Genomic DNA, 13,118 nt, shown 5'->3' with positions numbered 1-13,118 from the left:
ACAGCGCGACTATTACTGATGCTGAAGTAGGCTGCCTCATCGGAAACAAATACCCAGAGCCAATGTTTCTGGCTGCCCTCTGAATCATCACACCACTGCAACCATCGGGTTTCATCGGCATGCATTCGATCACTGTGGCAAACCCGCTCTCTGCAAGCTTCCACGACCGGTTCTATGAGAGCAGGCAGTGTTTGTATTCCCGAAGTAGTGGTTCCTGCAGCCAGATCGAGCCCATGCTATTTGTACGACTGAAGCTGTCTGTTAACCGGAATAACAAAAGCATATTTGTTGATAATTAAATCAACCCAGACAGAAACTCCCAATGTTCCTCTGTTAATCAAACGTGCTGGAGATGGGGCGGTGATAATTGCGGGTGTTTCAGGACATTGGCAAGTCTTGCGATATCGCTTGCGATGGTAACGCCTCTTGTGTGGCCTGACCTCAATTTCTACAACATCACAATGATCACAGCCAGGAAACGGGTCGAAGGGCAAGCGACAGATGGCACAACACTTCTCGTTATCGGGTAGGTCAACGCCCTGATCAACCACCGGCGTTCTCATGTTTTCTCCGACCATGGCTTGGGGAACCAGGTTGCTGGCCACGCTTACGAGTCGTCGGTTATCGTGTGGTATTTTTGCTTTGCTTTTCCTGACTGGGTTTTGAGCGATTTTTCTTTTCAGTAGAACGGCCAAAGACCATGTGTTTCATATGACTCAGCTGAGAATCGCGTTCTTTGATGGTCGCCTTGAGTTGATCGACTTCAGCCTTATTATCCTTTTTCATCAAGGCAATGGTGTCCAGTAATTCCTGCTCACGAACCCGGGTCCGTTTCCACAGACCCCGGTAGTGGTTGACCTGCCATTTGAGTTCAATGAACTCCTGCCTAGTCAAAGTGACTTGAACAAGGCTGAAAGGAGTACAGGATTGTTCTGAAGTGCATTCAGGCTTAATGATTTCAAGAATCTATCAAGGATAGCTGAGCAGGGCTATTTATGCTTGAATAATTGATTTAGCGAATGGTTACGTAGAAGTTGTAAATTATGTCAGATCTAACTGATTACATGGACGCCATGGGTGTTTGTCCCAGTGATGCTGAAGCTTGGGAAAATCACCTGAGCAATATTTCTGAGCCAGATGACTCAACGGTAATCACTTATGAAAGGCTGGAAGCTCAAAACAGGCAGTTGAAAGAGTGTGCTGCACGCTATGGTGCAGAGGTTGAAGCCTGCACCATCAAAATCATGGAAGAACTGAAAGCCTTAAACCAGATCATAAGATCATCGGCTCTTTATGGCATTAAAGAACAGCATGACCAGTTAGCTGTTCTGGCCAACCGATTAAAAAACACCTAATCACCAACCTGCCAGTGCTGTGAATGTGTACTGGCAAGAAACTCACAAGGATTATCAGTGTCTTCAATGACCCAGAGCTTTCGGCAGGCTCTGGATAATGCCACATAGAGTAACCGCTGCTCCATTAAACGTACTTCTTCTTCGTCGCCCTTATCTTTGGCATTATCGATTTTACGGATGTCCGGGTAGCTGTGACTTGAAATATCCGGAACAATGACAAAGGGAAACTCAAGCCCTTTGGCAGAGTGCGCTGTAATAATGTTTACGCATCCATCTCTCAGAACCAGCCCCTGTTGTTTATTAAACACTTCAGCCTGAAGGCCTTCCGCATTTAACAGTCGGCAGTATTTTGCTGCCGAGTCCCAGTCTTTCGTGATAATGCCAATCTGGTTGGCGTTAACGCCGGAAGTGACTTGGTCCATCACAATTTCAACAACAACTTCAGGGTGTTCCTCCAATGGTCGCTTGATCAAGCTCGGTTTGTCACCTTCAACAACTGCGTCAGACAAGCCCGTTCTGTCCTCTGGGCGACTCATGGTTTCATTTCTCAGCGGTGCCAACGCAGTCAGGATCTGGCGAGTCATACGATAAGAGTTTTTCAGTGTGTGACTATTAGCTCTATTGAATCGAAAATTCTTATGCACATTTGTCCCTACCGGAGATTTGCTATAAATGGATTGCCCCCCATCGAGGCAAAGCATCACAAAACCTGGATCATCCAACATATGCATCAGAATTCGCAAGCTGACAACAGAAAGATCCTGCGCTTCATCAATAAATAATGCATTGAACCTCTCAGGCATAATGTTGAGCCCTTCTTCAAACGCTCTGAGAACTTCAAGCCTTTTACGACTGAAAGAGGTGTAGTTATATTGTTTTAGTAGTTCTTCATACACTGCATAAACCTGCCATATTTTGGCTCTGGCAGATCGGAGTAACGGTGTTTTCCTGCCCACGCGCTTAAAAGCCAGATACTCTGCTTCTGTCTTTAGGTTGTTTGCTTCAATTACTCCTTCAATTTCGTCATAAACAAAGTCCAGTCCTTTGGTTTCATCCAGGCTGGTGACGACAGCAACATCCAGACTAGGGTCTTGAGAAAAACAGACAGATATTTTATTTTTAAAAAAATGAACCAAACCGTTTGGAATAACAGGTTCCCGTACTTTTCTGATGGCACATAGGCTTTGAAAAAGTACATAAATATTACGATCAAAGGTCGTGAACGATAAATTAATACCTTCCATATTGCCTGGGTGAATAGCATCAAACAGTAACTTGTTCGTTTTAACCAGCGAATGCGTATACGTTATAAACCCTATGTTCTGGCCGGTACTCCATAAGAACTCTGTGGCTCGCTCCTCAACCAGCTTCTTCATTCGATACAAGGCAATCAGCGTTTTTCCTGTTCCCGGACCTCCAGTGACTTTGAAAGATCCACTATTGAGAGGCTTATCAATGATCTCCTGCTGCCTGCGATCAAGTTTTAAAAGAAAGTTCTCAAGTGGCTGTAGGGCTATATCCTTGAGAGTCTGGGTAGCCCCCAGACTGTAGAGCTTACCTATATGATTGAGCTGCGGCGCGGTTATATAGTCCTGCAACCGAGCATTGATATCTTCCGGTAACTTGTCGGATGCAAAGAGACTATGGCGTGAATTTTCCAAAATGATTTGATGGTATTCATCCGGAATATGGATCAAATCCAGTTCGAACTTTTCTATCTCGAAGAAATCATCAACCTCTGGTGTTTTTTCAGAGACCTGAGTTTGAGGAAGTACCTTACTCTTCTTAACGGTGTAAACCTTCTTGCGCGGTTTCTGTGGAACAGATAGGCCTTCAGGAAGAGGCTGTTGAACTGCGTCTTTCTGCTCTTTTGGCAGTTCACCGACGGGTACAGTTGAGACACTGTCCAGTACTCGATAGCTGTTTTCAGTACGCTTAAAGAAGGCCAGTAAGACAATGTTTTTGTCTTTTTGGTTTATGAAGAATGGCAGACGATAATCGCCCAGACGAACCCTGTGCATGCCATTTCGACCTGTCAGAGTCTTCAGGTTATTGTTCTTTGCAAATGGGTTTGCGCAGATCGTATCAAGGTGGCGCTGAGCCTTATGCTGTTCAGAGGGTGGAATTTTTTTCAGATCGTGATGGTATTGTTCATTGAAAAGAATAGGCCAGGCCATGACGGGAAAACACTCGGGCATGATAGAGACAGGTACTGTACGACATACGACTTTTAAAGAAAATGGTGGAATTTACGGCTGCAAGTGATGTGAGAAGTAAGCATTACTTGTGTCAGTCCGTAAGACTTACCTTGACTAATGCCTTGTTACTTACCCATGATGAAATCCCTGCTTTCCAACAATGAACAGGTTACTCAGAACTCCGTAAATTAAGGCGTTATACTTACTTACAAATAGCAGTGATTTTGTCAGATTTCTTCTTTTTTTATTAAAGCCCGCCAAAAGTGAAAATGAGTGTAAAACGTCAAGTTGTTCACTTTGGCCTAGGTTGTTGGGTCTTTATCCGGAGTAATTGCCAGAGTGTTTGAGATTCTAATTTTCACTGCTGTTTTCTGTGCCGGCATCATTTTTGAGAGGATTCGCAAGCAGAAAAAATCAGCATCGACAGTCCCCCCCCAAAAAAAAGAAGCTCAGAAAAGCAAAGATGCTGTACCAGCAACATCAGTCACCAGAAAAAGTTCTCCTTCAAACAGGGTAGTGATACCTGAACCGAGGGTATCGGTACAAAAAACTGCGTCTTTTGAAGATGAATCTGTACCTGACTGTGTTCGGGAAAGTCGTACCCGTAGCCAATACCTAAAAGAAAAATACAAAGATATTTATAAAAAGAAGTCGATTGCCACAGCAGGTCAGCTTGACTCGTTAGCTGTAACTATGGTTGAAGGTAGCAGCACTGAGCTTGAGAAAGATGGCATCTCAATCAAAACTGCAGCGCCTGAATCAGTTGAGACAGTCGCAAAACCTGTAAATATTGAAAGCGACTCGATACCCGGTTGCGTTCGTGAAAGTCGGGCTCGCAGCCAATACCTGAAAGAAAAATATAAGAATTTGTCTCAGGTTGAAAAAGTCACATCCACCAATCAGACAAAGCAGACTGCAAGCTCTTATAACTCGGAATATGGAGCTGAATCAGAGAAACCATCAACAAAGAAAGCAAGTCAAAAAGAAAGCAAACAGGCTGCTTCTGTTGTTTCAAAAGCATCTGTTTATAAATCAGAGTTGTTGAAAAATATCGGCAATGATTTTCCTGTCAGTATGCTGACTGTCGGTATGGTTGCTGTTTATCATGATACTCTTGGGGCAGGGAAACTGCAGTCGGTTAGAACCAGAGAAAATGCTTCTCCTTTGTATGAAGTTTTGTACGCTTCAAAAACCTGTACCCACAATACCGATATTTTTCACGCTGATGGTTTGATTACCAGAATAATGCTGGCTCCGTCCATTGAGGACAAATTATTCATGGTACTGGGAAATGATATTTCTGGTAATAAACTGAAATACCTGTTTGATCCGAAGAACAGGTACCTGCCAGAAAATCAGAAAAAGAAAACCAGTGTCAGTATATCAGCATCTTTTAGCAGCCGTGATAACAGAAAGGAAATCTCACTCAGTAAGACAAGAACTAAACAGGTGCATACCCGAACTGGCAGCAGTTACTACAATGGCTCCGACCATACTCCAGCAGGGCTGGTGAGCAGCAGCTTCAAGAGTACCTTGCAAACAAGATCTAACAAGCATCGTCAAACGCACTGTTATGCGTGCAAGACTTCATTGAGTTCAAACTCTCATGCTAAGTGCAGTAAGTGCAATGGCCTGATCTGTGAATGTGGAGCTTGCTTCTGTAGAGTTAGCGATAGTAACAAGTCCGACTTAAATACTACACCAGTCGTCAGTAAGGGGGCCGACTACAAGACTGACCCGCAGCGCTCAGATACAGAAAATGAAACTCTCGCAGAGGAATACTTTGACCCAGGGCCAATATATTTCGGGCCAGAGTTCGATCATTGTGACCAGGAATATTACGACCACCTATCTGATGCCAGTCCTGATTTTGGTTATGCAGAAGATTTGGAGTGGGATGAACGGTGAAGATGAAATTACACAAGGCTATATCTGATGTATGAAGAAATCTCGCCAGAGTCATATGGACAGTCAGAGTTTGGTTCAGATGGGCACAGGCCTATTGTTGAGGTGTCCGTCTTCACAGTAAACCACCAGTTTTGACCACTGGTTCAGGGCATAGCTCATGGCCTTATGGGTAAGAGTATCCGGTATCAGCCGGGTGACGTTTTTCTGTAGCCACTGGTGCAGGTCATCAAGCAGTGGCTAAGGAATAGTCTAAAAATAACTTCCTGATTTGCGCCTCTCAGACAATGGTCAATACTTTGAACCATTGCTGGAGGTGACTATGGCTACATACCCCACATTAGTAAAAAAACGCATGAGAACTTTCTATCGATCACTCAATGAAAGGGATCGTCGGCATTATGCCACTATTGAAGCTATTAAGCTCGGTCATGGCGGTATTGGTTATATATCTCAGGTGCTGGGCTGTGATCAGAAAACCATTAGCCATGAAATTGCTGAGCTGGAGTCAGGAGGTGGATGGTTTTTTTAAACAGATTGTGGTTTTGCAGGCCGAGGCCCGTTGAGCAGTCCCTGATCAAGTGCGCACTATTCCTCAACCCCGTGCCGCAAGCAAAGCTGTGCGCAGATCATCGTAGTTGGTGATGGAGGGATATTGAGAAAACTCCGCAATCACGTTATCGGGTGCCTTGAACAGAAAACCGGCATCTGCTTCAGAGAGCATGGTGGTGTCATTGTAGGAGTCACCTGCAGCAAGAACCCGGTAATTGAGGCTTTTCAGTGCTTTTACCGATGCGCGTTTCGGGTCTTTCTGCCTTAACTTATAGCCGGTTACCTTCCCTGATTCTGCTACCTCCAGGCGATGGCAGAACAGTGTCGGACGACCCAGCTGAACCATAAATGGATCGGCAAACTCATAAAAAGTATCCGACAGGATAATTAACTGGAATTCACTGCGCAGCCAGTTGACAAAATCCACAGCGCCTTCCAGCGGCTTCATTCCGGAAATCACTGCCTGAATTTCATTCAACCCGAGTTTATGTTTATCCAGTATGGATAAGCGCATGGTCATCAGCTCATCGTAATCGGGAATATCACGTGTCGTTGCCCTGAGTTCGTCAATACCGGTATGGGTAGCAAATTCAATCCAGATTTCCGGAATCAGTACACCTTCAAGGTCAAGACAGACGACATCCATTGGTTATTCTCTCTTTGATGGTTAGACTTATTGCGGCCTGACAGGCTGGATGAGAATATAGCATAAACACCTATAAATATAGATATTGATTCTATTATCGACTAAATAGCCGCTGCTACAATAAACCACCACCGGCAAATGAAAACCGTCCCCCGGGAGAACTGGATTATGAAAATCACCATGGTCAAAAAGATAATGGCCGATGGCAACCTCTGCAAAAAATGCCAGGAAGTGCAGGAAAGACTGGAGAGTTCAGGTCATATCAATCGCATTGATCAATTCGTCACCGCCGTTGATGGCGACCCGGACAGCACAGGTACTTTACTGGCAAATTTATACCAGGTAGACAAAGCACCTTTTTTCATTGTTGAAGAAGAAGGCTGCGAGCCAGCGATTTACACTATCTATTTTAAGCTGGTAAAGGAAGTACTGGAAAAAGCGGCTTGAACCAAGCCGCTTATAAGGTAGTTACTGGTTTGGTAGCTGAACATGTGAAAAGAGTTCATCCACTTCCGCCTTGTTATGACGAAGGATTGCTTCCTGAACCACATCTTTGGTCAGGTGAGGGGCAAACTCTTCAATAAAGTCGTACATAAATCCACGCAGGAAAGTACCACGCCGGAACCCGATCTTGGTAATGCTTGGCTCAAACAGGTGATCAGCATTCAGGGGTACAAGGTCAGAATCCAGTTCAGGGTCATAAGCCATTTTGGCAATGATCCCGACGCCCAGCCCAAGGCGCACATAGGTTTTGATCACGTCAGCGTCAGTGGCAGTAAACACTACCCTGGGTGATAACCCTTCATTCATAAAGGCTTCATCCAGCTTGGAGCGACCCGTAAATCCGAAAACGTAGGTGACCAGGGCATAACGGGCAATATCTTTCAGGCTCAATTCAGATACCTGGGTTAGAGGATGATCCCTGGGTACAAGAACACAGCGATTCCAGCGATAGCATGGCATCATCACCAGATCATTGAACAGATCCAGCGCTTCCGTTGCGATAGCAAAGTCAACGGAACCGTCTGCTGCCATTTCGGCAATTTGGATGGGAGTGCCCTGATGCATATGAAGGGCAACATCGGGATACTGGCCAATAAACTGCCGGATAATGCCCGGCAGGGCATAGCGAGCCTGCGTGTGGGTTGTGGCAATGGACAGACTGCCCTTTCGCTCGTCACTGAATTCCTGGGCAACCTGCTTGATCGACTCAACTTTTCTAAGGATCTCACCGGCTGTATCAATGATTTTCTCACCGGCCGGGGTAATGCGGGTGAGATGCTTGCCACTTCGGGCAAAAACCTCAACGCCAAGTTCATCTTCCAAAAGCCGGATTTGTTTGCTTATACCGGGCTGAGAAGTGTATAGACTCTGCGCTGTAGCTGATACGTTGAGATCGTGGTGGGCGACCTCCCAGATATAGCGCAGTTGTTGCAGCTTCATTGATGGCCTCCGGTCGGGCAGGTTGTGCTGACAAAAATGAATAGATTGAAACAGGATCCGTTAGTTCTATAAAGCATAAAAGAATGACATTAAATTCTTTTCCAGAATACAAGCCAGTCAATATAGTTACCAGCGAATCATCAATTTTTAGTCAATATTTTCAAACATCGCCTTGGCTAGTTATAACTTTAGACCATAGATTTTGGGATGCTTATGGATTTTCTAACATATATTGCCACCGGTGCCGGCGTTGGTTTTGCGGTTGGCCTGACAGGTATCGGCGGTGGTTCATTGATGACACCACTGCTGTTAATGTTTGGCTTTCCGGCTCATATCGCCATTGGAACGGATCTGATGTATGCAGCCATTACCAAGTCAACCGGAGTCATTGTCCATCATCGTCAGAAAAGTATTGACTGGACACTGGTCAAAACGCTCTGTGCTGGCAGTCTTCCTGCCACAGTCCTGACAATTGTGCTGCTCAAGTTTTTTTTTGACAGAAGCGCTGATTATAGCCCGATCCTTACACTATGCCTTGGGATAATGTTAACCCTCACTGCGCTGTCGCTATTTATGAGTCCTTTTTTGAAAAGAAGACAGCTCTCAGGTGTCTCGATGATTCCACAGAAATATCAGACACCTTTAACATTTATTGCCGGTATATTCCTCGGGGTTCTGGTCACACTTTCATCGGTGGGGGCCGGAGCACTGGGCACTGCCGCTATTGTCCTGCTCTATCCGCTGCTGAAACCCGTCAAGGTAGTGGGTAGCGACCTGGCTCACGCAGTACCGTTAACGTTGCTGGCAGGCTTTGGCCATATCTGGCTGGGTAATGTCGATTTTGTGCTGTTAGGCAGCCTGTTGATTGGCTCTATCCCTGCTATCTATGTAGGAACCCGTGTCGGCATGAAGCTACCGGATACCTTCATGCGCATCATATTGGCCATTATTTTGCTCGGACTGGGCCTGAAATACCTTTTTTAACCCTATCCAGGGTTGCAGCCCTGTGTCAGTTTGAATAAAGTGGAAAACCCTCACCAGGCCAATGGAAAACCCATAATTACCAGGGCTTTATACAGGGTGAGGTGACTATCTGTCAGTATGGGTGCCATATTTTCATCTGGCATCAGGGGCTCAGGCCACTGATCAGGAGATTTCAAACCAGTCTTATTAAAAAAACGGGACCGCGCACATGGCTGTATTACCCATTGAAGACCTTAATATTCAATCTCAGGAAGTTCTGTTGAGTCCGGAACGCCTTAAGGCTGTGATTCCGATGACTGAGGCAGCAGCAAAAACGGTTTCTGAAAGCCGTGAAGTAATCAGGGATATTCTCGATGGCAAAGACCATCGCCTGTTTGTCGTCATAGGCCCCTGCTCAATCCACGATGTTGCTGCGGCGAAAGATTATGCCCAACGGCTGAAAGCCCTCAGTGAAGAGCTGAAAGACACATTGTATCTGGTGATGCGTGTCTATTTTGAAAAGCCAAGAACCACGGTGGGCTGGAAAGGCCTGATCAATGACCCGCATTTGAATGACTCATTTAAAATTGAAGAAGGCCTGCATATCGGTCGTCGCCTGTTAATGGATGTTGCCGAAATGGGCATTCCTGCCTCTACAGAAGCACTGGACCCGATTTCGCCTCAATATCTTCAGGACCTGGTTGCCTGGTCTGCAATAGGAGCCAGAACCACTGAGTCGCAGACTCACCGCGAAATGGCCAGCGGCCTGTCCTCGGCCGTTGGCTTTAAAAATGGCACCGATGGCGGATTGGAAGTCGCGATCAATGCCCTGCAGTCTGTTTCCAGTCCACACCGGTTTCTCGGGCTGAATGGCCAGGGGCAAGTGGCTGTTACCCATACCAAAGGCAACCCCTACGGCCACATTGTTCTGCGTGGCGGTAACGGCAAGCCAAACTACGATTCTGTCAGTGTTGCACTGTGTGAAAAGGCGCTTGAAAAAGCCGGCATCAAGCCAAATATCATGGTGGATTGTTCCCACGCCAACTCCAATAAGGACCCTGCCCTGCAACCGCTGGTTATGGAGAATGTGACCAACCAGATCATTGAAGGCAATCAATCCATTGTCGGTCTGATGGTGGAAAGCAATATTGGCTGGGGCAATCAGAAAATGACTGACAACCTGAACGACCTGCAATACGGTGTTTCTATTACTGATGCCTGTATTGACTGGAAAACCACAGAGAAGACGCTGCGCAGCATCAGGGATAAATTGAAGGATGTTCTGCCGGGTCGTCGCTAGTCAGACCTGATTTTTCTCACATAAACAGCTCGATTTGCTCGGGCTGTTCGTCTATTGAGTTGATCTTGTTATCCTCTTCAACCTGAACAGGCTCAACCACACCCGGAAGCGATAACTGGGTATCCGGTGGTGTAAAGATCTCCATCGTCTGCTTTTTGCCATAACTGACTTTACGTTCCACCGGCATATTACTGATTCTTCGATCAAGAATCGCTGAGCAGATCATGCAGACCGTGGATAGATGGCCATTAACCAGCACCTCGTAGCGACAGTCACTGTTCAGGACTTCGGTACAAAGCGTACGGTCACTTCTTGACTCAATATCCAGATTTGCCTCAACCAGATGGCGAACAGCACTGCCGTCTTCGGTGACAAAAAAATTGGATAAAATGGCCTGTTTATAACGCTTCACTGTTCCGTCGGACTACCGGGTGAGTAAATGAGCTTGGGATTTCAAAAAGGCGGGAGAAGATACACCATTATTTCAGAGAGTTATACCGGTATCTTTACCCTTTTTTTCAATAGAGGGTAAAAATACCATTAATAAAACGTGAAAAACCATAGCTTTACCTATTCAGCATCAGAAAAAGGCTGATATTGTATTTTATTGATCAACCAGATCTTGCGTCCACCCGGTGCATTGACCACCACTTCATCGTCTACCTGACGCCCAACCATTGCCCTGGCCATGGGGGAATCGATGGTAATGTGGTTGTTTTTCACATCTATCTCATCGGCACCCACTATACGACAATGGAGTATTTCACCTTCTTCGCTTTCCAGCTCAACCCAGGCACCGAAAAAAGCCTTGCCTTCCTGCTCTGGCGAATAATCGACAACCTTCAGGATTTCAAGCCGCTTGGTCAGGTAGCGTATGCGTCGGTCAATTTCCCGAAGCTGTCGCTTGCCCTCTTTATATTCCGCATTCTCACTGCGATCCCCAAGCGCAGCAGCCTCAGAAACAGCCTGCGTGACTTCAGGGCGCTTAATTCGCCACAGATACTGAAGCTCCTGCTCAAGATTTTCTTTCCCGGCACGGGTAATAAGGGGAGACTTCATAAGGTGACACCGAACACCAACGGTAAAATTGAAACAACATTGAAAAAACGGAGAAAGGAAGTGGATGCCACCTCCCTCTATTGATCTGCCTTATTTGTAAAAAGCATTCTCAGTATTACTGTGATCCGTCACATCACGAACGCCTTTCAGCTCCGGAATACGCTCCATCAGTGTTTTTTCAACACCATCCTTGAGGGTCATATCGACCGCAGCGCAGCCCTGGCAACCACCGCCAAACTGCAGAACAGCAATGCCATCATCCAGTTCCACCAGGGATACCACGCCACCGTGGGAAGCCAGCCCGGGATTCACTTCCATTTGCAGGAAGTAGTTGATCTTCATATCCAGAGGGCTGTCTTCATTAACGTTGGGCATCTTGGCGTTGGGTGCCTTGATGGTCAGCTGACCACCCAGCTTGTCTTCAGCAAAATCAACCACCGCTTCTTCAAGAAATGGCTCACTGGTGCTTTCAACATGGCAGTTGAAATACTCAAGCTCCAGCGTCAGATCACCCTCTTTCTCTTCCCCTGGCTTGCAATAGGCCAGGCAGGTTTCCGCATGGGGCGTGCCGGGGTTGCTGACAAACAGGCGTACACCAATCCCCTCAACCCCCTGTTTTTCTAATAATTGGGCAAGATACTTCTGTGCGGCTTCAGTGAATGTAATGTTCAACGCAACACTTCCTCTATTAACTTCAGGGCTATTCTATGTCATTGGGGCGCTTCAGAGAATCCCTACCTGGCAACTCGGTTATTCAAAACGGTTTCATTTATGGGAACAATCGGGGAGAATAGTTCGCATTTGCAATTCATCGTCCTTTTCCTCGACAAGCAAGAGACCGATAATGAAAGAAACCATCAGCATTCTGGGTTGTGGCTGGCTGGGCATGCCATTGGGCGAACGACTGGTAAAAGATGGCTATCCAGTCAAGGGATCAACCACCCGGGAGGAAAAGCTGGGAGCTATTTCTGCGGTTGGCATGAAGCCTTATATTATCGGTCTTTCACCAGAGCCTGAGGGTGATATTGACTCGTTTCTGGATACCGATATTCTCTTTATCAATATTCCACCCGGAAAAGGCGATGGCCAACCCCACTTTTACCTTCGCCAGATGAAGGCACTGCTTAGCCGTATTGAGCAGTCCCGGGTTAAAAAAATTATTCTGATCAGTGCCACCTCCGTTTACCCGCAAAATAACGTTGAAGTAACGGAAGACGATGCCGTTCGCATTGAGTCCCCCTTCTCTGATACTGCCTGGCTGGATATTGAGCAGCTGTTCACGGACCATGACGACCTGAAAACCACGGTGCTTCGCTTCTCAGGCCTTATTGGCGGTGAATATCAGCCAGGGCGCTACTTTTCCGGCAGAGAGCTGGGCGGCGCTGATGATCCGGTGAATATGATACACCGGGAAGACTGTTTGCAAATCATCGGGCAGATTATTGCTAAAAATCTGTTTGGGGAAGTCTTTAACGCCTCAGCGGATGAGCACCCTACCCGTCGTCAACTCTATACCCGGTCCTGCGAAATCATGGGCATTGAGCCGCCCGTTTTTATTGACAAACCCATGCCCTATCGCCTGGTGAATTGCGATAAATTGAAGAAAGCGCTGAACTATCAGTTTGTTTATCCAGATCCATTAACAGCATTGTCTGACTAGATCTACTTCGGATATTTAATTGGCATGGTATATTCCT

17 protein-coding genes are annotated in these 13,118 nt (G+C 46.3%); 7 read left to right on the top strand and 10 right to left on the bottom strand.

Going from position 1 to position 13,118, the window contains the following annotated elements; genetic code table 11:
* From ACO6V1_RS04300 to ACO6V1_RS04290, 3 genes are all read right to left on the bottom strand, one after another.
* Positions 1-224, bottom strand: a 224-nt coding sequence (locus tag ACO6V1_RS04300; RefSeq protein WP_422465927.1) for an IS66 family transposase, incomplete at its 3' end; no start/stop codon positions are given.
* A gap of 12 nt (positions 225-236) precedes the next feature.
* Positions 237-605: a hypothetical protein gene (locus ACO6V1_RS04295; RefSeq protein WP_422444998.1), complete on the bottom strand. Its 369-nt coding sequence runs from the start codon at positions 603-605 to the stop codon at positions 237-239.
* 16 nt (positions 606-621) lie between these two features.
* The gene (locus ACO6V1_RS04290; protein WP_422445000.1) at positions 622-894 is read right to left on the bottom strand and encodes a hypothetical protein; all 273 of its coding nucleotides are present in this window, start codon (positions 892-894) and stop codon (positions 622-624) included.
* A 149-nt stretch (positions 895-1,043) separates the two neighbouring features.
* Between ACO6V1_RS04290 and ACO6V1_RS04285 the strand changes: the two genes are divergently transcribed.
* Entirely contained in the window at positions 1,044-1,355 is a 312-nt protein-coding gene (locus tag ACO6V1_RS04285; protein ID WP_422445002.1) for a hypothetical protein, read from the top strand.
* Here ACO6V1_RS04285 and ACO6V1_RS04280 read toward each other — a convergent pair.
* Complete coding sequence (locus ACO6V1_RS04280; RefSeq protein ID WP_422445004.1) at positions 1,352-3,376, bottom strand: 3'-5' exonuclease; 2,025 nt, start codon at positions 3,374-3,376, stop codon at positions 1,352-1,354. The two genes, ACO6V1_RS04285 and ACO6V1_RS04280, sit on opposite strands and share 4 nt — an antisense overlap.
* Positions 3,377-3,892: 516 nt before the next feature.
* On the opposite strand from ACO6V1_RS04280, the gene ACO6V1_RS04275 reads away from it, so the two are divergent.
* Positions 3,893-5,461, top strand: a complete 1,569-nt coding sequence (locus ACO6V1_RS04275; protein ID WP_422459078.1) for a hypothetical protein — start codon at positions 3,893-3,895, stop codon at positions 5,459-5,461.
* 75 nt (positions 5,462-5,536) lie between these two features.
* Here the strand turns inward: ACO6V1_RS04275 and ACO6V1_RS04270 are convergent, their stop codons facing one another.
* On the bottom strand, positions 5,537-5,695 hold the full coding sequence (locus ACO6V1_RS04270) for an IS66 family transposase (RefSeq protein ID WP_422446131.1): 159 nt from the start codon (positions 5,693-5,695) through the stop codon (positions 5,537-5,539).
* An 85-nt stretch (positions 5,696-5,780) separates the two neighbouring features.
* On the opposite strand from ACO6V1_RS04270, the gene ACO6V1_RS04265 reads away from it, so the two are divergent.
* Entirely contained in the window at positions 5,781-5,990 is a 210-nt protein-coding gene (locus ACO6V1_RS04265) for a hypothetical protein (RefSeq protein ID WP_422465925.1), read from the top strand.
* A gap of 63 nt (positions 5,991-6,053) precedes the next feature.
* Here ACO6V1_RS04265 and thrH read toward each other — a convergent pair whose 3' ends face one another.
* Positions 6,054-6,656: a bifunctional phosphoserine phosphatase/homoserine phosphotransferase ThrH gene (thrH, locus tag ACO6V1_RS04260; RefSeq protein WP_269674403.1), complete on the bottom strand. Its 603-nt coding sequence runs from the start codon at positions 6,654-6,656 to the stop codon at positions 6,054-6,056.
* A 168-nt stretch (positions 6,657-6,824) separates the two neighbouring features.
* Between thrH and ACO6V1_RS04255 the strand changes: the two genes are divergently transcribed.
* A complete protein-coding gene (locus ACO6V1_RS04255) occupies positions 6,825-7,103 on the top strand; it encodes a hypothetical protein (RefSeq protein WP_422445010.1) in 279 nt (92 codons plus the stop codon).
* A 21-nt stretch (positions 7,104-7,124) separates the two neighbouring features.
* Here the strand turns inward: ACO6V1_RS04255 and cysB are convergent, their stop codons facing one another.
* Positions 7,125-8,099, bottom strand: a complete 975-nt coding sequence (cysB, locus tag ACO6V1_RS04250) for an HTH-type transcriptional regulator CysB (RefSeq protein WP_101747347.1) — start codon at positions 8,097-8,099, stop codon at positions 7,125-7,127.
* A gap of 213 nt (positions 8,100-8,312) precedes the next feature.
* Here cysB and ACO6V1_RS04245 point away from each other — a divergent pair, with 213 nt between their 5' ends.
* Both ACO6V1_RS04245 and ACO6V1_RS04240 read left to right on the top strand, forming a co-directional pair.
* A complete protein-coding gene (locus ACO6V1_RS04245; protein WP_422445013.1) occupies positions 8,313-9,083 on the top strand; it encodes a sulfite exporter TauE/SafE family protein in 771 nt (256 codons plus the stop codon).
* A gap of 208 nt (positions 9,084-9,291) precedes the next feature.
* Complete coding sequence (locus tag ACO6V1_RS04240) at positions 9,292-10,362, top strand: 3-deoxy-7-phosphoheptulonate synthase (protein ID WP_422445015.1); 1,071 nt, start codon at positions 9,292-9,294, stop codon at positions 10,360-10,362.
* Positions 10,363-10,378: 16 nt separating this feature from the next.
* Here the strand turns inward: ACO6V1_RS04240 and ACO6V1_RS04235 are convergent, their stop codons facing one another.
* From ACO6V1_RS04235 to nfuA, 3 genes are all read right to left on the bottom strand, one after another.
* Positions 10,379-10,774, bottom strand: coding sequence for a hypothetical protein (locus tag ACO6V1_RS04235; RefSeq protein ID WP_422445017.1), 396 nt, complete (start codon positions 10,772-10,774; stop codon positions 10,379-10,381).
* 158 nt (positions 10,775-10,932) lie between these two features.
* Positions 10,933-11,421: a transcription elongation factor GreB gene (gene greB / locus ACO6V1_RS04230; RefSeq protein ID WP_422465923.1), complete on the bottom strand. Its 489-nt coding sequence runs from the start codon at positions 11,419-11,421 to the stop codon at positions 10,933-10,935.
* Positions 11,422-11,511: 90 nt separating this feature from the next.
* Positions 11,512-12,093, bottom strand: a complete 582-nt coding sequence (nfuA, locus tag ACO6V1_RS04225) for a Fe-S biogenesis protein NfuA (RefSeq protein WP_422459072.1) — start codon at positions 12,091-12,093, stop codon at positions 11,512-11,514.
* A gap of 172 nt (positions 12,094-12,265) precedes the next feature.
* On the opposite strand from nfuA, the gene ACO6V1_RS04220 reads away from it, so the two are divergent.
* On the top strand, positions 12,266-13,081 hold the full coding sequence (locus tag ACO6V1_RS04220; protein WP_422459070.1) for a hypothetical protein: 816 nt from the start codon (positions 12,266-12,268) through the stop codon (positions 13,079-13,081).
* Positions 13,082-13,118 lie beyond the last annotated feature (37 nt).

Origin of the sequence: Endozoicomonas sp. ALC013 (assembly GCF_049310205.1) — a bacterium.
Lineage (GTDB): Bacteria > Pseudomonadota > Gammaproteobacteria > Pseudomonadales > Endozoicomonadaceae > Endozoicomonas.
This window is presented reverse-complemented; position numbering and strand designations above follow the sequence as displayed.